A 17,090-nucleotide genomic window follows, 5' to 3' on the forward strand; every position below is an offset into this window, starting at 1 on the left:
AAAAATTAATAACCGTTGTTAACAAAGTGAGCTTTTACACTTCATCCTTTAAACTGCCTGTGCGTTGGCTTGATCTGTTTATCCCGACACTGACTTGAGTATGCTTACGCGGATTTCCAGACTGGCCGCTTTCATGCAGCTTAAAAGATGTCTACATTTAGGCCTGCAGCTCCAGCCCGGCCACACGTTTCCAGTAACCGTTGCAGTCGCTGTTTGCCTTCAGCGGCAGGGGAGCGGTGCCATTTTCGTTGGCACGAAACGCATCCAGCATCGCAAACACGTTAGTGTCCAGCGGGGACAGGCGCACCATATCCACCACGCCTTGCATCGACGTCAGCTCGTTGCCGAGATTGTAAACATAGCCGCTCATGGTTTGAATGCCGTTGAGGACAAAGACCTGCTGGTTCTCCTGCGACAGCATATTGCGTCCGTTGGGATACTTGATGCAGCAGGTTTCGCATTCGTCTTTCGGGCGGTCTTCGGAGCGGGCTGTGAAGCAGCGCGCGGAATACGCCAGCGGCAGATGCCCGTAGCTCAACACTTCCACTTCAAACTGATTGCGGATGCCCAGCTCTTCGCACTGATTCAGCAGGTTGACCAGCCAGTCCCGGGAGAGTTCCACCGGCATACACCAGCGCGTCATCCCCTGTTTCAGCAGCAGGCGCAGGGTCACGGCGTTATAGCAGTTGAGCGCATGTCCGGCGACAAACGGTAGCTTGCGTTCAGCGCACATGTTCACCACGCCAAGATCGCTTGCTTCCAGCAGGAAATCACCGTTCTCGACGTAGCGTTTAATCTCGCCCAGCTCCGATGAGGCCTGCACCAGCGCAAGCGTCGACAGCACCACCTGCTTGCCGCTGCCGGCGAGGCTTTTCGCCATATCCAGCCAGTCGCCCACTTTGGTTGCACGACGTTTGCTGCAGACGGACTCCCCGAGATAAATCGTATCGGCGCTACTGCCCGCCGCCTGCTGGTAAAAATCTTCCAGCGTCTCTTTTGACCAGTAGTAGAGCACGGGTCCTAATGAATATTTCATGGATTATCTCACTGCCATTTACGGTGATACGCGCCAAGCGTGGTTTGCGTGCCTTCCGACATCGCGCCCAGGGTGTCCATCCAGGCCGGTTGTGGGGCGTAATTCTGCGGATCGGCCATGCAGCGATCGATCGCCTGTCGCCACACTTTCGCCACCTGGCTGACGTACGCCGGGCTGCGCTGACGACCCTCGATTTTCACCGAGGCAATGTTCGCCGCCAGCAGTTCCGGCAGCAGTTCCAGCGTGTTCAGGCTGGTGGGTTCTTCCAGGGCGTGATAACGCTCGCCGTCGACCAGATAACGGCCTTTGCACAGCGTCGGATATCCGGCGTTTTCCCCGTCCTGATAGCGGTCGATCAGCACGTCATTCAGACGCGACTCAAGCCCCTGTGGCGTCTGCTGCCAGCGCACAAAGCGGGCTGGGGAGCAGGCCCCGACGGTATTCGGTGATTCGCCGGTCAGATAGGATGAGAGATAGCAGCGGCCTTCAGCCATGATGCACAGGCTGCCGAACGCAAAAACTTCCAGTGGAACTGGCGAGACCCGCGCCAGTTGCTTAACCTGATGAATAGACAGCACGCGCGGCAACACCACGCGGGCGACGTCAAAGTGACGATGATAAAAGCGCACGGCCTCTTCGTTGGTGGCCGAGGCCTGAACAGAGACATGGCGCTCAATATGCGGATAGCGTTCTGCGGCATACTCCAGCATAGCGAGGTCGGCGAGGATCAACGCGTCTGCCCCGAGCTGTGCCGCCATATCCACCGCGCGCTGCCAGCGCACATAACCATCGGGATGCGCAAAGGTGTTGATGGCGATATGTAATTTGCGGCGGTGCTGGTGAACGAAATTGACCGCTTCCTGGAGCTTCTTCTCCGTGAAGTTCAGACCAGCAAAGTGGCGGGCGTTGGTGTCATCTTTCAGCCCGATATAGACCGCATCGGCGCCGTTTTCGATGGCCGCTTTAAGTGCCGGAAGGTTTCCGGCTGGACAGAGCAGCTCCATAATTTATCCTGACGTTCGCTGCCCCAGAGGGCACAAAATTGTTAACGAACGGGGAGTTTAATTAACCTCCACGCGACAATTTTTGATTTAAGGCAGTTAATGGCGTATTGATGACACCAATAATCAATCATGCCGCAATACGGTTTGTTGATTTACGCCGCTACGATGGCTGCCGGATATGGCAAAATAACAGGATTATCGACATCAGGGAGTAAAGCTCGTGCTGGAAAAACTGCGTTCACGCCTCGTACAATTTGGTCCATCTCTGCTGAGCGTGCCGGTCAAACTCACGCCGTTCGCTCTTAAACGCCAGGTGATTCAGCAGGTGCTGAGCTGGCAGTTCCGCCAGGCGCTGGAAGAGGGGGAGCTGGAGTTTCTCGACGGGCGCTGGCTACGTATCGAGGTGCGTGACATCGGACTGTGCTGGTTTACCTCCGTTGATAACGGCAAGCTGATGGTCAGTGATTCCGCCCCGGCGGATGTCAGTTTCAGCGCGAATGCCAGCGATCTGCTGATGATCGCCGCGCGTAAGCAGGACCCGGATACCCTCTTCTTCCAGCGTCGTCTGGTGATTGAAGGGGATACCGAGCTTGGCCTGTACGTCAAAAATTTAATGGATGCCATTGAGCTGGATCAGATGCCGAAGGCGCTGCGCACGGTGCTGATGCAAATGGCCGATTTCGTTGAGGCGGGGCTGAAAAACCCGCCCGAAAGTAAACACACTTCAGTAGGTGAGCCATGCTGATTCGAGTTGAAATTGGGATTGATGCCCCTGGCATTGATTCATTATTACGTCGGTCATTCCCGGAAGACGCCGAGGCCCGACTGGTCCACGATCTGCGTGAAGACGGGCTGGTGACGCTCGGCCTGGTTGCGACGGATGACGAAGGACAGGTTGTGGGTTACGTGGCATTTAGCCCGGTCGCCGTTCAGGGCGAAGATCTTCAGTGGGTCGGAATGGCACCGCTGGCTGTCGACGAAAACTATCGCGGTCAGGGGCTGGCGCGCCAGCTGGTCTATGAAGGGCTGGATTCTCTGAATGAGTTCGGATACGCGGCGGTGGTCACGCTGGGCGACCCGGCGTTCTATGGCCGTTTAGGTTTTGAGCCTGCCGCGCCTTACGATCTGCACTGCCGCTGGCCGGGTACTGAGACCGCCTTCCAGGTGCATCGTCTGGCAGATGACGCGCTGAACGGCGTCAGCGGTCTGGTGGAGTATCACGACCACTTCAATCGTCTTTAATCGACGCGTTTTGCAGGCTCTGTCGTAGCGCCTCAAACGAACCATCCCCGGCGACGAGGCGCTCTTTCTGGCGCTTCGTCAGCTGCTTAATGCGGTACTCCATCTTCAGTGCCAGCGAGCGCTCACCGACATGCGCCGAAAAAGCCAGCGTCAGCTCACCTTTCCCCCGCAGCGCTTTGGCGCCTTTTCCCGTTTGATGTTCAAGGAAACGCCGCGCTACATCGGTGGTAATCCCGGTGTAAAGTGCATTATTGGCCGTTCGGACAAGATAGAGAAACCAGCACACAGTTTGCAGATTCAGTATGTTAAGGTGAACGCACCATAGCATGAGAGAGCGCGAAAATGGAAACTCTGGCCGCTATCAGCCGTTGGCTGGCAAAGCAGCACGTCGTCACCTGGTGTGTCCATCAGGAGGGCGAACTGTGGTGCGCGAATGCGTTTTACCTTTACGATCCCGAACGCGTCGCGTTTTACCTCTTAAGCGAAGATAAAACCCGTCATGCGCAGATGTCCGGGCCACAAGCACCTGTCGCCGGCACCGTTAATGGCCAGCCGAAAAATGTCGCGCTGATTCGTGGCGTGCAGTTCAAAGGCGAGATCCGCCGTCTGGAAGGGGAAGAGAGCGACGCGATGCGCAAGCGCTATACACGTCGCTTCCCGGTGGCGCTTGCTCTGTCAGCGCCCGTCTGGGAAATTCGCCTCGATGAGCTGAAGTTCACAGACAACACGCTGGGCTTTGGCAAAAAGCTTCACTGGCTACGAGCCGAGCAGGCGTAACGCTTCGCGATTAAAGGCGGGCAGATCGTCCGGCGTACGGCTGGTCACCAGCTGATTGTTATCGACGACCACTTCCTGATCGTAAAAATCAGCGCCCGCGTTTTTAAGATCGATAACGATCGGTTTAACCGCCGTCAGCTTGCGCCCGCGCACCACTTCGGCGCTGATCAGCAGCTGTGGCCCATGGCAAATCGCGAAGACAGGCTTGCCGCTGGAGACAAAATCACGCGTGAACGTCACAAAGCGCTCGTCGCCGCGCAGCGTATCCGGGGAGTGACCGCCAGGCAGCAGCAGGGCGTCGAAATCCGCCGGACGCACCTCATCAATGGCTTTGTCGATAGTAACGCTGGCCTCGCCTTTATGGCCTTTCACCGTTTTTCCGGCCTGCTTGTCGATAGTGATGACCTCATGTCCCGCTTTGCGGAACGCCTCTGCGGGAGAGGTGAACTCTGAATCTTCAAACTCATCGGTGATCAAGACGGCTATTTTCTTGCTCATGCTTCCTCCGTTGTTTTGGCTTCAGACAGATTTTTTGCCGTTTGTGGTAAATACTTACCCGTAACAGACTTTTAAGTGTGGCTAAGCAGACTGAAATCGCAAACGGACTAATCTGCAAAGGAGACAAAATGAGCCAGGTATTAATCACAGGTACCACCGGGCTGGTGGGCGGACACTTGTTGCGAATGCTGATCCAGCAGCCCTGGATCAACTACATTGCCGCGCCGACGCGACGCCCGCTGGCGGATATTTCCGGCGTCTTTAACCCCCACGATCCGCAGCTAACCGATGCACTTGGCCAGGTGCAGGATCCGATTGATATCGCCTTCTGCTGCCTGGGCACGACCCGCCGCGAAGCCGGGAGCAAAGAGGCTTTTATCCACGCCGACTACACGCTGGTGGTGGACACGGCGCTCACGGCTAAACGGCTGGGCGCAAAGCATCTTCTGGTGGTCAGCTCAATGGGAGCCAATGCCAGCTCGCCGTTCTTTTACAACAAAGTGAAAGGCAAAATGGAAGACGCGCTAATTGCACAGAACTGGGAGCGGCTCACGATTGTGCGACCGTCGATGTTGCTGGGCGATCGCGAAAAGCAGCGTTTTAATGAGTCCATTTTTGCGCCCCTGTTCCAGCTTTTTCCGGGTAACTGGAAATCTATTCAGGCGCGTGATGTGGCGAGCGCTATGCTGCACGAAGCGCGTTCTCCCTCAAAAGAGGGCGTCAATATTATCCCCTCGGCTAAACTGCGTGAAATCGCCAAAGGTGAGGCGTAAACTCCCCGGGCAAAATTAATTACACTCCCCGGGGAATGCTATGACTGGTCAGTCTTCATCTCAGGCGGCAACGCCATTTCAGTGGTGGAAGCCCGCACTCTTTTTTCTCGTCGTTATTATTGGTCTTTGGTATGTGAAATGGCAGCCCTATTACGGCAAAGCGTTCACCGCCGCGGAAACCCACAGCATCGGTAAATCCATACTCGCGCAGGCAGAAACTAGCCCGCTGCAGGCGGCCTGGGATTATGCGATGGTCTACTTCCTGGCGGTCTGGAAAGCGGCAGTGCTGGGCGTGCTGCTCGGTTCCCTGATTCAGGTGCTGATTCCGCGCCACTGGCTGATGCGTACGCTTGGACAGCCACGCTTTCAGGGAACGCTGCTTGGCACGATTTTCTCTCTGCCTGGAATGATGTGTTCCTGCTGCGCGGCGCCCGTGACGGCGGGGATGCGGCGCCAGAATGTGTCAATGGGCGGGGCGCTGGCTTTCTGGATGGGAAATCCGGTGCTCAACCCGGCGACGCTGGTCTTTATGGGCTTTGTGCTGGGCTGGCATTTCGCGCTGATCCGTCTGGTGGCCGGGGTGATCATGGTGCTGGTCGTTGCTTCACTGGTGCAGTATCTGGTGAAAGATCGGCTCGTACAGCCTGTCTCCATCGACGATGCCATACCTGAACCACAAGGGGCATTTCTCTCCCGCTGGGGCAACGCTTTGTGGCAGCTCTTCTGGAGCACTATCCCGGTCTATATTCTGGCGGTGCTGGTCCTTGGCGCGGCGCGTGTCTGGTTGTTCCCTCATGCGGACGGGGCGATCGATAACACGCTGCTGTGGGTGATTGCGATGGCGGTTGCCGGATGCCTGTTTGTCATCCCGACGGCGGCAGAAATCCCGATTGTGCAGACCATGATGCTCGCGGGGATGGGCGCTGCACCTGCGCTGGCCCTTTTGATGACGCTTCCGGCGGTCAGCCTGCCGTCACTGATTATGCTGCGCAAATCATTCCCGGCAAAAGCCCTGTGGCTGACGGGATTGCTGGTGGCGATAGGTGGGGTTATCACGGGCAGCATTGCGCTGCTTTAAGACATAAAAAACCCGGCAATCGCCGGGTTTTTTATTATTTGATGAAGGTAAAGGCGGTCGTGACTTTCTTCACACCGCTCACGCGGCTGGCAATATCAGCTGCCGCTTTGCCTTCACGATCCGTGACCAAACCGAGCAGGAACACTTCGCCATTCTCGGTGGTCACTTTCACGTTGGACGATTTCACCTGATCGCTACCCAACAGCTGGGAGCGCACTTTGGTGGTGATCCAGGTATCCGACGACGCAGTGCCCAGACCAATCGGCTGGCCCTGACGCACTTCGTTAAACACCTCGGTGGTGCCTTCTACGCCCATGGCAATCTGTTTCGCACGGGACGCGAGATCCAGATTCGGCGCCTGGCCTGCCAGCAGCACTTTGCCCTGATAGGCGGTAACGTTGATACGCGCTTCTTTCTTAATTTGTTCGTCTTTCGACAGGGCGCTGTTCACGCGCAGTTCCAGCGTACCGTCGTCCACCTGAGTTCCCACTGAGCGCGGGTCGGTTGCGGCTTTGGTGCCAACAGCCGCAGTACCCACAACGGCCGCCGCGATGCATCCCTGAAGCAGCAGCGCAGAAATAAGGACTGCGAGGGGCGTTAATGCCTTCATTAGTACTCCTTAATCATCCTGGTGAGGGAAAAGCGTATTATCGATCAGATCGCATAAGCAGTTCACCGTCAGCATGTGCATTTCCTGAATGCGCGCGCTGCGATGCGAAGGAATGCGGATTTCCACATCCTGCGGTCCTAAAAGACCCGCCAGTTCGCCACCGTCATAGCCCGTCAGCGCGACGATAGTCATATCGCGCGTCACGGCCGCCTCAACGGCTTTGACGATATCGCGGCTATTACCGCGCGTGGAAATCGCCAGCAGAACATCCCCGGCATGCCCTAAGGCGCGTACCTGTTTTGCGTATATTTCGTCATGCAGACGATCGTTGGCAATCGCCGTTAAGACCACATTATCGGTATTAAGTGCAATGGCGGGTAAACTTGGGCGTTCTGTTTCAAAACGATTGATCATGCTGGCAGCAAAATGCTGTGCGTTGGCGGCCGATGTGCCATTGCCACAACAGAGGATTTTGTTGCCATTAAGCAGGGACTGCACCAGCGTCATCGCGGCACGAGAAATAGCATCCGGGAGGGCTTCCGCCGCTGCAATCTGAGTTTGAATGCTTTCTGTGAAACAAACCTTAATTCTTTCGAGCACGTTATCCCTTTAAAACTTTGTTTTAGACGTCTTCGCCAAAGGCGTTTTTAAGCCATTCTACGTCGTTTCCGGTGAAGGCTACCACATCGAACCGGCAATCCACAGTATCAAAACTCCCATTATGGCGGGCGAGCCACAAGTGGGCAGTTTGTAATAATTTACGTTGTTTGGCGAGCGTCACGCTGGCGGCAGCGCCACCAAAGCGGGACGACTGTCGGAAACGGACTTCAATAAACACGGTGACCTGACCCTCTTTCATGATCAGATCAATTTCGCCGCCCCGTCCACGAACGTTGGCGGCGATAAAGCGCAGTCCTTTGCCTTCCAGCCAGCGACGCGCTGTTAATTCCCACGCGTCGCCCGTCTGTTTACGGCTTAACTCGCCGGGACGATCTGCCCCTGCTGGTATTTGAGCCATGATAACTTCCTGTTAATCACGCAATCCTGGGTCGCGGTGAGATCGCCGGTGTTGCCGTTAAGCTCAAAGCCTGGCACCTGACGCATCTGGGTAAAGTGGTTCGCCAGCGCCCACGCATCCACGCCCATCGCGTAAAGACGTGCGAGGGAGTAATCGTTACGCACGCTGCTCAGCGCCTGCTGCATCAGGGCCGGATTGCTGCCCGCCAGCATTGGAATTTCGCTGTACTGCAGGCCGTCCATCTCCAGACGGAAATCCGGGCCGGCCGTACCTTGCGCGCTGCGTGAGCTGGCATACAAGGTTACACCGCTCTGGCTACCGTTACGCATCGCAATCATCGGCTTGATAAAGGCAATCTCTTCTGGCGTGGCGACAATGTACGCCGCGTCCACTTTACCGCCACCGCTGATTTGCGCATCAGTCGGCGGAGCCGGGATGGTCAGGCCGCCGATGGTGACGCTCTGCTGCTGAGGCAGGCTGGCCGAAATCGGGCTGCCGGTCAGGGCGATACCGGAACCGCCGTTGACGCCTGCACGCAGTTCAGACGTCGAACCGAATTTCTGCTGCAGTACCACGCTGCCGCCCAACTGTTGCCACTCCTGAGCAAACGCATTCGCCACGCGATCGCCGAGAGCGCTACGCGGTGTCAGCAGCAGCGGAGCCTGTTTCCCCTGCTCGTGGATATGACGTGCAGCGTCACGCGCCTCATCTTCCGGCGAAAGTGCGAAATAGCAAATGTTCGCGCGGTTTTGCACTTGCTCAGGTTGATTGAGGGCCAGCACGTTCAGCGTGGTGTTGCTCTTCATCAGCTCTTCAACGTTATTCTTCAGCAGCGGGCCGACCACAATGCTGGCACCGTCCTGCTGAACCTGCGCCAGAACCTGATCGATCGGCTGTGAGCTGGTGTCGTAAATCTTCAGTTCGGCGCCTGGATTTGCGGTGGTGGCCGCAACGGCCTGTGGCTGAGCGGCAGGCTGCTGTTCCGGTGTGGTGGTTTGCGGGGCAGTAACAGCGGCATCGGTTGCCGGGGCTGCTGGCGCTTGCGCCGGAGTCTGTTCCTGCGCTTCGGGCGCTGGCGCAGCCGCCGGAGGCGTGGTTGGTGCCGTAACCGGATTCTGCATCGTGCCCTGAGCAGGCGCTTGCGAGGTCGTTAAATCACTGGTTTCCGCCGCTGACGGGCTAATCACGTCATTGACGTTGGCGGCCTGCGCAGCCTGTGCCGGGACGGCGTTCCCCGCAACGGCGGTGGTGCCGTTTTTCGCCGCTTCAAAGCCCTGCTGAATGGTGCGACCAAACACCGCCGCCTGCCCATTCAGGGGCAGTAACAGGGCGATTTTATTAACGGAAGCCGGTTTGAAGTTCTGCACGTTCACCAGCTGCGTTGGCAGCATTTTCGCGCCTGGATTTTGCGGATAGCGAGTCTGCCAGTCGGTGATTCCGGCTTTGAGCATTTTCGGATCGCTGCGGTTGTTGAACCACATCTGCTGCAAATCCAGCCAGCCCTGCAGGACGTTTTCGTCGGCGTTGATCACCAGCGTTTTCGCCTGTTCCGGCGTCATCGCGGAAAGCGCCTGCCAGGTGGCATCGATATTTTTCTGTTTGGCATCGCCGCTCAGCAGCGGCTCCTGCGCAATCAACGCGCGGAGCAGGGCCAGAGAAGGGCGGCCCTGTTCGGCGGCGATGGTCGCCTGCCAGTAGCGTGCCTGTTGGTTGTTATCCAGCGCTTTCACGTCGATATCAGCGAGGATCTTTTTCGCCGCCGCGTAATCTTTCTGCGCGGTTTTCACTTCGGCCGACAGCAGAGTCTGTTCGCGGCGCTGGGTATCGTTCAGTTCCTGCGGCAGCTGGTTATACAGATCGACCGCCTGCTGCGTTTTGCCTTCTTTCAGCAGTGAACGAATGGCAAGTAATTGCCAGTTGGTCTTGGTATCATCTGAGCTTTGCGACATTTGTTGCAGATAATAGCCAGAGTCAGCCTGCGCAGTACCCTGCATATGGGCAGCAGTCTGATCGGGCGCCTGAGTGCCACAGCCTGCGAAAATCAGCGCTGCCAGCACAATGGGCAGGCTGCGCGAAGCTTTTGTTCGAAGAAACGTTAAGGGTACCATACTGTATCCAGTGATATTTTTTAGGCAATGCTCAATATTAAATCGGCAATACGGACTAAACAATGAAACAACACGAAACGGCAGATAATTCTCAAGGCCAGCTTTATATTGTACCTACTCCTATCGGGAATTTGTCTGATATTACCCAACGTGCGCTCACCGTTTTACAAGCTGTTGATTTAATTGCCGCTGAAGATACCCGCCATACTGGCCTGCTGCTGCAACATTTCGCGATCAGCGCCAAAATGTTTGCCTTGCACGATCACAATGAGCAACAAAAAGCCGAATCGCTGGTAGCAAAACTGAAAGAAGGGATGACTATCGCGCTGGTGTCCGATGCAGGGACGCCCCTGATCAACGATCCGGGCTATCACCTGGTGCGTACCTGCCGCGAAGCGGGGATCCGCGTGGTGCCGCTGCCGGGTCCGTGCGCCGCAATTGCCGCTTTAAGCGCGGCGGGCCTGCCATCCGACCGCTTCTGTTACGAAGGCTTCTTACCGGCAAAATCCAAAGGCCGTCGCGACGTCCTGAAGGATCTCGAAGCCGAACCGCGCACGCTGATTTTCTATGAATCAACCCACCGTCTGCTGGACAGTTTAGAAGATATGGTTGCCGTCTGGGGTGAGTCTCGCTACGTGGTGCTTGCCCGCGAGCTGACCAAAACCTGGGAAAACATTCACGGCGCACCGGTCGGTGAACTGCTGGCGTGGGTGAAAGAGGATGAGAACCGCCGCAAAGGGGAGATGGTGCTGATTGTCGAAGGCCATAAAGCGCAAGAAGAGGCGCTACCTGCCGAAGCGCTGCGCACTCTGGCGCTTCTGCAAGCCGAACTGCCGCTGAAAAAAGCCGCCGCCCTCGCCGCCGAAATCCACGGCGTGAAAAAGAATGCGCTGTATAAGCATGCCCTGGAGCAGCAGGGGGAATAATCTATGAGCCGCTACCAGCCTCCTTTCACCATTACACCAACCATCCTCAATCAGGTTGTTGAAATTGGTGAACTGCTGGGACATTGGGCGGCTCAGTCTGGACGCGCGTCACCACTGCTTCGCAAAGAAAATCGGATTCGTACCATTCAGGCATCGCTGGCGATTGAGCATAACTCGCTGACGACCGGCCAGGTGACGGCGATCATGGAAGGCAAGAGAGTGCTTGCGCCTGAAAAGGATATTCAGGAGGTGCGAAACGCAATTCTCGCCTATGAGAAAATGCCTGACTGGAAAGCGTGGCAGCTTAGCGATCTCCTGAACGCTCACCGCCTGTTAATGACCGGACTCGTTGATAGCCCCGGGAGAGTGAGGTCTGGTGATGTGGGTGTTTATCGTGGTAACGCGCTGGTGCATATGGCTCCTCCCGCTTCGCAGGTGCCTCGCCTCGTTGATGAACTGCTGGACTGGCTTAAAAAGACGGAGCTACATCCCCTGATTGCCAGCTCGATCTTTCACTATGAGTTTGAATTTATTCATCCGTTTGCCGACGGAAATGGCCGCATGGGCCGTTTGTGGCAAACCTTGATTCTGAGTCAATGGCGCAATGAACTGGCGTGGTTACCCGTTGAAACCCTGATCCATTATCAACAGGCCGATTACTACCAGATTCTGGGTCAGTGTGATAAAGCGAGCGATTGCACAGCTTTCATCGAATTTATGCTCAGGAATATTGCTGACGCGCTTCGGGAGGGCATATCGCAGTCCCCATCCGTGTCGGAAGAAATGTCGGATAAAGTGTCGGAAGAAAATGCGGCACATCTTACTGACGGTGAACGCCGCATTCTTAAGCTCCTGCAGGATCATCCGAAGATGTCAGCGGCTATGCTGGCGGAACAAATCGGTGTCACGTCGCGAACAATTGAACGTTATCTCAAACAGTTACAGGAAAAATCCCTGCTACAGCGTATCGGGCCAAAGAAAGGCGGTCACTGGCAGGTGAATTCAGTGTCCCTTGCCGGGCAAGCATAGCTATGCCCGGCACGCTCATAGTTACAAAATCCCCAATCCCGACCCTGCAATCGCCAGCACAAAAGTGACGGCAATCAGCATTACCGGATGCGCTTTCTTGACCCGCAGCAGGTAGTACATCAGCAGGGTATAGCCCATCGGCAAAATGTTCGGGAACACCTTGTCAAAGAAGTCCTTCTGCAGCGCCACGCTGTGAGTGGCATCGATGGCAAAGCTGGTGACAACGTTGATGTGCACGTACGAGGCTATCAGCCCGCCGATCACCGTGATCCCAAGAATGGTTGCCGACCGGGCGATCATCTGTGAATTTTCTCGCACCTTATCGATCGCTTTGATCCCCACCGTATACCCAACATGCGTCCAGCCTACACGCAGGAAGAAGATCGCAAGGTAAACGGCGAAGAACAGTATCGGTCCCAGCAGGTTGCCCTGGCTGGCAAACGACGAACAAATCCCGGCCATAATCGGCAGCAGCGTAAACCAGAAAATCGCGTCGCCAATTCCGGCGATAGGGCCAAACAGCGCCACTTTCAGCCCTTTAATGGTGCTGCGGTTTTCGCCTTTCTCCTCCATGGAGATCAACAGGCCCATCAGGAACCCCACCAGATTCGGGTGAGTGTTGATAAATTCCAGATGATCCTTCATCGCCGCGCTTAACCCTTCTTTGTCGCCTTTATAGATCTTCTTCAGGATCGGCAACATCGCCCAGGTAAAACCGCCCGCCTGCATGCGTTCGTAGTTAAAGCTCGCCTGCAGCAGAGAGGAGCGAAAGCCAAGGCGGGTAATGTCTTTTTTACTGATTTCAGATCCCATTACTGTAATCCTCTTCATCTTTTTTCGCAGCAGTGACAGCGGGCTTTGCGGCGTTTTTGGCTTTAGCGTTAAAGAACTCATACACCGCAAATCCGGCCCCCAGCACGGCCACCGGAAGTAGGTTGCTCACCTGGATATAACAGACGAACAAGAACCCGGCGATGAGATACGGAATGTACTGCGCCTTGAACATCACGCGCAGCAGCAGGCCGAAGCCGACCGCAGGCAGAATGCCGCCCGCGACTTCAAAGCCGTGGGTAAGCCAGGCAGGCATCGCTTTGACCAACGCCTGCATGGCTCCCTGCGCCAGATAAGTGCAGAGGAAGGTAATGACGGCGTAAGTGCAGGCGACAATCAGCGTCGTTGTCCAGTTCAGACGGGCGAAAGCGGCGGTGTTGGTCTCTTTCGCGTACTTATCGGCTTTCGACATAAACAGCGAGAACGCTGAATAGAAAAACAGAATCACATACTGCATCAGCAGGCTAAACGGCAGCCCAAGACCAATAGCGGTTTTGGCATCGACCCCGGTGGACCAGGCAATGACGGTGGTCATCACCCCGGCCATAATCGGGTTCGGCGGCTGCACACCGCCAGCAGGGGTTAAACCGGCGAACGCCAGCTCCGTCAAACCGCCGGTAATTAAACCGATGTGGATATCGCCCAGAATCGCCCCGGTGAGGGTACAAACGATGATGGGACGAAACAGAAACAGTGCTTCCAGCCAGAAATCTATCCCTAGAAAAAATACTAAAGCCGCCAGGGATATCCCCTGAATCAATGTTATTTCGTGCATTTTTTTGCCTCGTAATGATGACTTCAGCTATTTGAATGTCGAGACACTGCCACTAATCGGGGATGCCCTCTTTCGCATCACCGGGAACATCCTGGATAAAAAGATTCACGCCGCTGCGCTTGATGAAGCGCAGATCGTCGAGATCCTGTTCGTCGACATACACTTTGCTGCTGATCTGCCGTTTCCCCTCTGAGAAGTGCATATTGCCGACGTTGACATCTTTCAGCGGCACGCCGCCCTCAATCAGTTTCCTGACGATGTCCGGCGTGCGGCAAATCAGGAAAATTTTCTGGTGCGGCGCGGCTTTTTCAATGATGGCGATAGTCTTCTCGATGGAGAAAAAGCGGATACCAAATCCATAGGTATCGGCGGTGATGCCCATCAGTTTTTGCTGGATCTCGTCTTTAGCGACCTCATCGTCAACGACGATCAACAAATTGGCTCCGATGGTCGACGTCCATGTCACACCAACCTGACCATGCACCAGACGATTATCGATACGGGTCAATAAGATATTGGGACTGCTCATAGTCTTCCTTCCTGCCGATGTTGAGTTGTGAGTGTTGTTGTCTTTATCAAACGGTGACGGAATCGAGCACCAGCCTGTTGGCCGATCCGCAGACGTTTATTTTGTTTTTTACCACCTCTTTCATGGCGTCCATACCCACTCGCATGTAGTAACGCGGATCGTTACCCTGCGGATTTTCGCGAAACCACTCTTTGACCGCCGCGGAAAACGCGATTTTCAGTTCCGTCGCCACATTCACTTTGCATACCCCAAGCTCAATAGTGCGACGCACATATTCATCCGGCACATCGCTCGCACCGTGCAGCACCAGCGGAATATCCACCACGTCGCGAATTTCACCGAGGCGTTTGAAATCAATTTTCGGCGTTTTGGTGTACAGCCCATGCGCCGTGCCGATCGCTACTGCGAGGCTGTCGACGCCGGTCAGTTCGACAAAGCGTTTCGCTTCCTGCGGGTCCGTCAGAAATGCGCTCTCTGCGTCCACGCTCATGTCGTCTTCCATACCGCCCAGCCGTCCCAGTTCCGCCTCGACGCTGCAATCATTCAGATGGCAGAAATCCACCACCGATTTCACTAGCTTCACGTTCTGCTCAAACGGGTAATGACTGCCGTCAATCATCGCGCTGCGCACGCCCGCATTGACCTTGCGACGAATATCATCCAGTGATTCGTGGTGATCGAGATGCAGTGCCAGCGGCATGTCGTAGCTGATGGAGTAGGCGCTGCACAGGGCGTAGATCTCTTCGAAGGCGATATGTTTATAAGTGCCGGGCGTTCCGGCGAGGATCACCGGCGATCGCATTTCGCTGCACACTTCGAGGATCGCCTGGATCGTCTCGGCGTTATGGATGTTAAACGCAGGCACGGCATACCCTTTTGCCTGGGCATCCTGAAGAAGATATTTGGTGGAGATAATGCTCATGATGCGCTCCTTGGGGCTGACCACGGGTGAATCACAACGCCTTGCACTACGCGGTTGACGGTACCGCTGGCGGATGGGGTGTCCGGGGTATTGCCGACGCTAATCGACTGGGTCAGGGCAAAGACCTGGGCGTAGATCAGGAAACAAAAGGCCAGTTCCACGTCGATAAAGTCACGCGAGGCGGGCAGCAAAATATGAGGGCCAGCGTCGATCACCGGATCGCGATCGGCGGCGATGGCGACCACATGCATTGCCTGGCCGTCGCGGCGCAGTTCTTCCAGCAGATCAAGATCGTACTGGCGCGTATACGGATGGCTGGAGATAAACACCACCACCAGCGTTTCGTTATCGACCAGCGATTTCGGGCCGTGACGGAACCCGGTCGGGGAGTCGTAAAACGCGACCACTTTCCCGGCGGTAAGCTCCAGCACTTTGAGCGCCGATTCCCGAGCCGCCGCCTGTAATCCGCCGCTGCCGAGATAGACGATGCGCTTCCAGGGCTTATCACCGAACACGCCGTGACTGAAATCTGTGAGCGAAGTGAGGATCGACTGGCAGCGATCCGCCACGTCCTGGAAGGTGTAACTGTTGATCGTATCCGGTGCAAACACCGCGAGGCAGCTCGCCATCATGGTGGTGATGCTGCTGGTCATGGCGAATCCGCGATCGTGCGTTTCAGCAGGCATCAGCAGGGCAAAGGCGTTGTCGCTGGCGACGGCGGTTTGGTACAGGCTACCGGCTTCGTTGCAGGTGATCGTCAGGTGATAGCACGCAGGGACGAACTGATTTGCCAGCTCGACGGCGGCCACGCTTTCCGGGCTGTTGCCGGAACGGGCGAACGAGACCAGCAGTAAAGTATGCGCAGGATTCAGATAATCCATGGGATTCGTCACCAGATCGGTGGTGGGAATCGCCGTAAAATTTTTCCCGGTGTGGCGTGAAAGCCACGGGGCGATAATGTCGCCGATAAATGCGGATGTTCCCGCCCCCGTCAGAACGATCCGCAGATCGTCTTTTTGCAGCAACGGAGAGAGGAAGCGATCGAGAGTCTGTCGGATATTGGCGATATTTTTAAGGGAACGGCTCCAGCAGTCGGGTTGCTGACGGATCTCTTTTTCCGTCCAGGTGCCGGTGGCGGTTTGGCTTTCTGACATAACGCAGTCCTTAGTAAGGTGAAACCCGCGTCAGACGCCAGTGCAGTCACTTTTGCCTTTCGTTTCGTTTCACTTGTTCGATTGATTAAAATCTATCGAAAGGAAAACGAAAGATCAACAAACAAAAAGAAATAAAACGAAAAGTGTGATCAAAGAGACACACAATTTCAATCATCATATTGATAAATAAGAAATATTTTAAAATTAAATGATCTGGTCGTTATGGCGACGAAAGGAAAAGAAAGGCCTTCTGGATCTACACCGAAGGCCAAGGCGATACACAATGAAAGGGCTAAGGGGGAGAGCCTGCCCTGAATGAAATGAAAAAGTTGGCGTTAGATCCCTTCCTCAACGGGATTTTCATCCCGACAGCGCCCCAGCTCATCCACCAGACTCGTCAGGCCGCGATGCCCGCACTCCAGCGCCTGTAAGCGAAAGGCTTCGCTGCTCAGGCCGTCGCGCTCCATCACCATCTCCAGCAGCAGCTGCAAATTAGTGCCAGTGATCACTTCCCAGCCCGGCTTTTCCATCGCCATGGTAGAGGCCACGCGGAAAGGCGTACCGCCCAGCAGATCGGTCAGAAAGACAATATCTTCTGTATCACCCAAATCGGCGATCGCCCGTTCCAGCTGCGAGGTCAGCAGGGCAGTGGTGGACGTTTCGGGAAAGTCGATGGCGACAAACTGCTCCTGCTCACCGAGGATCTGCTTCATCGCTTTTTCCAGCCCGCTGGCAAACCCACCGTGGCCCGTCAAAATAATGCTTAACATCTAAGACCTC

The 17,090-nt window shown here is 55.7% G+C and carries 21 protein-coding genes; 7 read left to right on the top strand and 14 right to left on the bottom strand.

What is annotated here, in order from left to right; genetic code table 11:
• Positions 1–157: 157 nt before the first annotated feature.
• Both DAI21_RS07435 and DAI21_RS07440 read right to left on the bottom strand, forming a co-directional pair.
• On the bottom strand, positions 158–1,036 hold the full coding sequence (locus DAI21_RS07435) for a U32 family peptidase (protein ID WP_107702769.1): 879 nt from the start codon (positions 1,034–1,036) through the stop codon (positions 158–160).
• 8 nt (positions 1,037–1,044) lie between these two features.
• Positions 1,045–2,040, bottom strand: coding sequence for a peptidase U32 family protein (locus tag DAI21_RS07440; RefSeq protein ID WP_100778763.1), 996 nt, complete (start codon positions 2,038–2,040; stop codon positions 1,045–1,047).
• A gap of 220 nt (positions 2,041–2,260) precedes the next feature.
• Between DAI21_RS07440 and DAI21_RS07445 the strand changes: the two genes are divergently transcribed.
• Positions 2,261–2,785: an SCP2 domain-containing protein gene (locus DAI21_RS07445; RefSeq protein ID WP_107702770.1), complete on the top strand. Its 525-nt coding sequence runs from the start codon at positions 2,261–2,263 to the stop codon at positions 2,783–2,785.
• Positions 2,779–3,282 carry a GNAT family N-acetyltransferase gene (locus DAI21_RS07450; RefSeq protein ID WP_102105478.1) on the top strand — a complete coding sequence of 168 codons (504 nt, stop codon included), beginning with the start codon at positions 2,779–2,781 and terminating at the stop codon, positions 3,280–3,282. Before DAI21_RS07445 ends, DAI21_RS07450 begins: the two co-directional genes overlap by 7 nt.
• On the opposite strand, the gene DAI21_RS07455 is transcribed toward DAI21_RS07450, so the two are convergent.
• Positions 3,269–3,610 carry a GIY-YIG nuclease family protein gene (locus DAI21_RS07455; protein WP_102105477.1) on the bottom strand — a complete coding sequence of 114 codons (342 nt, stop codon included), beginning with the start codon at positions 3,608–3,610 and terminating at the stop codon, positions 3,269–3,271. The genes DAI21_RS07450 and DAI21_RS07455 overlap by 14 nt on opposite strands.
• 14 nt (positions 3,611–3,624) lie before the next feature.
• On the opposite strand from DAI21_RS07455, the gene DAI21_RS07460 reads away from it, so the two are divergent.
• Positions 3,625–4,059: a YhbP family protein gene (locus tag DAI21_RS07460; RefSeq protein ID WP_102105476.1), complete on the top strand. Its 435-nt coding sequence runs from the start codon at positions 3,625–3,627 to the stop codon at positions 4,057–4,059.
• Here DAI21_RS07460 and DAI21_RS07465 read toward each other — a convergent pair.
• A complete protein-coding gene (locus tag DAI21_RS07465) occupies positions 4,039–4,557 on the bottom strand; it encodes a type 1 glutamine amidotransferase domain-containing protein (RefSeq protein WP_100778768.1) in 519 nt (172 codons plus the stop codon). The two genes, DAI21_RS07460 and DAI21_RS07465, sit on opposite strands and share 21 nt — an antisense overlap.
• Before the next feature lie 128 nt (positions 4,558–4,685).
• On the opposite strand from DAI21_RS07465, the gene DAI21_RS07470 reads away from it, so the two are divergent.
• Together DAI21_RS07470 and DAI21_RS07475 are read left to right on the top strand one after the other, a co-directional pair.
• Positions 4,686–5,330, top strand: a complete 645-nt coding sequence (locus tag DAI21_RS07470; protein ID WP_159075407.1) for an NAD(P)H-binding protein — start codon at positions 4,686–4,688, stop codon at positions 5,328–5,330.
• A gap of 40 nt (positions 5,331–5,370) precedes the next feature.
• Positions 5,371–6,408 carry a permease gene (locus DAI21_RS07475; protein WP_107702771.1) on the top strand — a complete coding sequence of 346 codons (1,038 nt, stop codon included), beginning with the start codon at positions 5,371–5,373 and terminating at the stop codon, positions 6,406–6,408.
• 34 nt (positions 6,409–6,442) lie between these two features.
• On the opposite strand, the gene dolP is transcribed toward DAI21_RS07475, so the two are convergent.
• The 4 genes from dolP to DAI21_RS07495 are packed head-to-tail and all read right to left on the bottom strand — an operon-like array spanning position 6,443 to position 10,144.
• A complete protein-coding gene (gene dolP / locus DAI21_RS07480) occupies positions 6,443–7,018 on the bottom strand; it encodes a division/outer membrane stress-associated lipid-binding lipoprotein (protein ID WP_100778770.1) in 576 nt (191 codons plus the stop codon).
• Positions 7,019–7,027: 9 nt separating this feature from the next.
• Positions 7,028–7,618, bottom strand: a complete 591-nt coding sequence (diaA, locus tag DAI21_RS07485; protein ID WP_003861754.1) for a DnaA initiator-associating protein DiaA — start codon at positions 7,616–7,618, stop codon at positions 7,028–7,030.
• Positions 7,619–7,640: 22 nt separating this feature from the next.
• Positions 7,641–8,036: a YraN family protein gene (locus DAI21_RS07490; protein WP_100778771.1), complete on the bottom strand. Its 396-nt coding sequence runs from the start codon at positions 8,034–8,036 to the stop codon at positions 7,641–7,643.
• Positions 7,994–10,144 carry a penicillin-binding protein activator gene (locus tag DAI21_RS07495; protein ID WP_107702772.1) on the bottom strand — a complete coding sequence of 717 codons (2,151 nt, stop codon included), beginning with the start codon at positions 10,142–10,144 and terminating at the stop codon, positions 7,994–7,996. Before DAI21_RS07495 ends, DAI21_RS07490 begins: the two co-directional genes overlap by 43 nt.
• Before the next feature lie 62 nt (positions 10,145–10,206).
• Between DAI21_RS07495 and rsmI the strand changes: the two genes are divergently transcribed.
• On the top strand, positions 10,207–11,070 hold the full coding sequence (gene rsmI / locus DAI21_RS07500) for a 16S rRNA (cytidine(1402)-2'-O)-methyltransferase (RefSeq protein WP_107702773.1): 864 nt from the start codon (positions 10,207–10,209) through the stop codon (positions 11,068–11,070).
• Between the two features lie 3 nt (positions 11,071–11,073).
• Positions 11,074–12,099 (top strand): Fic family protein, encoded by a 1,026-nt coding sequence (locus tag DAI21_RS07505; RefSeq protein ID WP_107702774.1) that lies wholly within the window; start codon positions 11,074–11,076, stop codon positions 12,097–12,099.
• A gap of 21 nt (positions 12,100–12,120) precedes the next feature.
• On the opposite strand, the gene agaD is transcribed toward DAI21_RS07505, so the two are convergent.
• The 6 genes from agaD to agaF all read right to left on the bottom strand — a co-directional run bounded on the left by agaD (position 12,121) and on the right by agaF (position 17,080).
• Positions 12,121–12,912, bottom strand: a complete 792-nt coding sequence (agaD, locus tag DAI21_RS07510) for a PTS galactosamine transporter subunit IID (RefSeq protein WP_100778775.1) — start codon at positions 12,910–12,912, stop codon at positions 12,121–12,123.
• Positions 12,902–13,705 carry a PTS galactosamine transporter subunit IIC gene (gene agaC, locus DAI21_RS07515; RefSeq protein WP_107702775.1) on the bottom strand — a complete coding sequence of 268 codons (804 nt, stop codon included), beginning with the start codon at positions 13,703–13,705 and terminating at the stop codon, positions 12,902–12,904. Before agaC ends, agaD begins: the two co-directional genes overlap by 11 nt.
• Before the next feature lie 52 nt (positions 13,706–13,757).
• Positions 13,758–14,234, bottom strand: a complete 477-nt coding sequence (gene agaB / locus DAI21_RS07520; protein WP_107702776.1) for a PTS galactosamine transporter subunit IIB — start codon at positions 14,232–14,234, stop codon at positions 13,758–13,760.
• A gap of 46 nt (positions 14,235–14,280) precedes the next feature.
• Positions 14,281–15,156: a tagatose-bisphosphate aldolase subunit KbaY gene (gene kbaY, locus DAI21_RS07525; protein ID WP_107702777.1), complete on the bottom strand. Its 876-nt coding sequence runs from the start codon at positions 15,154–15,156 to the stop codon at positions 14,281–14,283.
• Positions 15,153–16,310, bottom strand: coding sequence for an SIS domain-containing protein (locus tag DAI21_RS07530; protein ID WP_107702778.1), 1,158 nt, complete (start codon positions 16,308–16,310; stop codon positions 15,153–15,155). Before DAI21_RS07530 ends, kbaY begins: the two co-directional genes overlap by 4 nt.
• 335 nt (positions 16,311–16,645) lie before the next feature.
• Positions 16,646–17,080, bottom strand: coding sequence for a PTS galactosamine/N-acetylgalactosamine transporter subunit IIA (agaF, locus tag DAI21_RS07535; protein WP_107702779.1), 435 nt, complete (start codon positions 17,078–17,080; stop codon positions 16,646–16,648).
• Positions 17,081–17,090: the final 10 nt, after the last annotated feature.

The organism is Lelliottia sp. WB101, assembly GCF_003051885.1.
Classification (GTDB): domain Bacteria; phylum Pseudomonadota; class Gammaproteobacteria; order Enterobacterales; family Enterobacteriaceae; genus Enterobacter; species Enterobacter nimipressuralis.

Bases quoted from the DNA above. Each gene is read 5' to 3' on its own strand.
- DAI21_RS07435 (WP_107702769.1), bottom strand. From the start codon at position 1,036: ATGAAATATTCATTAGGACCCGTGCTCTACTACTGGTCAAAAGAGACG.
- DAI21_RS07440 (WP_100778763.1), bottom strand. From the start codon at position 2,040: ATGGAGCTGCTCTGTCCAGCCGGAAACCTTCCGGCACTTAAAGCGGCC.
- DAI21_RS07450 (WP_102105478.1), top strand. From the start codon at position 2,779: ATGCTGATTCGAGTTGAAATTGGGATTGATGCCCCTGGCATTGATTCA.
- DAI21_RS07455 (WP_102105477.1), bottom strand. From the start codon at position 3,610: ATGCTATGGTGCGTTCACCTTAACATACTGAATCTGCAAACTGTGTGC.
- DAI21_RS07460 (WP_102105476.1), top strand. From the start codon at position 3,625: ATGGAAACTCTGGCCGCTATCAGCCGTTGGCTGGCAAAGCAGCACGTC.
- DAI21_RS07465 (WP_100778768.1), bottom strand. From the start codon at position 4,557: ATGAGCAAGAAAATAGCCGTCTTGATCACCGATGAGTTTGAAGATTCA.
- DAI21_RS07470 (WP_159075407.1), top strand. From the start codon at position 4,686: ATGAGCCAGGTATTAATCACAGGTACCACCGGGCTGGTGGGCGGACAC.
- DAI21_RS07475 (WP_107702771.1), top strand. From the start codon at position 5,371: ATGACTGGTCAGTCTTCATCTCAGGCGGCAACGCCATTTCAGTGGTGG.
- dolP (WP_100778770.1), bottom strand. From the start codon at position 7,018: ATGAAGGCATTAACGCCCCTCGCAGTCCTTATTTCTGCGCTGCTGCTT.
- DAI21_RS07490 (WP_100778771.1), bottom strand. From the start codon at position 8,036: ATGGCTCAAATACCAGCAGGGGCAGATCGTCCCGGCGAGTTAAGCCGT.
- DAI21_RS07495 (WP_107702772.1), bottom strand. From the start codon at position 10,144: ATGGTACCCTTAACGTTTCTTCGAACAAAAGCTTCGCGCAGCCTGCCC.
- rsmI (WP_107702773.1), top strand. From the start codon at position 10,207: ATGAAACAACACGAAACGGCAGATAATTCTCAAGGCCAGCTTTATATT.
- DAI21_RS07505 (WP_107702774.1), top strand. From the start codon at position 11,074: ATGAGCCGCTACCAGCCTCCTTTCACCATTACACCAACCATCCTCAAT.
- agaD (WP_100778775.1), bottom strand. From the start codon at position 12,912: ATGGGATCTGAAATCAGTAAAAAAGACATTACCCGCCTTGGCTTTCGC.
- agaC (WP_107702775.1), bottom strand. From the start codon at position 13,705: ATGCACGAAATAACATTGATTCAGGGGATATCCCTGGCGGCTTTAGTA.
- agaB (WP_107702776.1), bottom strand. From the start codon at position 14,234: ATGAGCAGTCCCAATATCTTATTGACCCGTATCGATAATCGTCTGGTG.
- kbaY (WP_107702777.1), bottom strand. From the start codon at position 15,156: ATGAGCATTATCTCCACCAAATATCTTCTTCAGGATGCCCAGGCAAAA.
- DAI21_RS07530 (WP_107702778.1), bottom strand. From the start codon at position 16,310: ATGTCAGAAAGCCAAACCGCCACCGGCACCTGGACGGAAAAAGAGATC.
- agaF (WP_107702779.1), bottom strand. From the start codon at position 17,080: ATGTTAAGCATTATTTTGACGGGCCACGGTGGGTTTGCCAGCGGGCTG.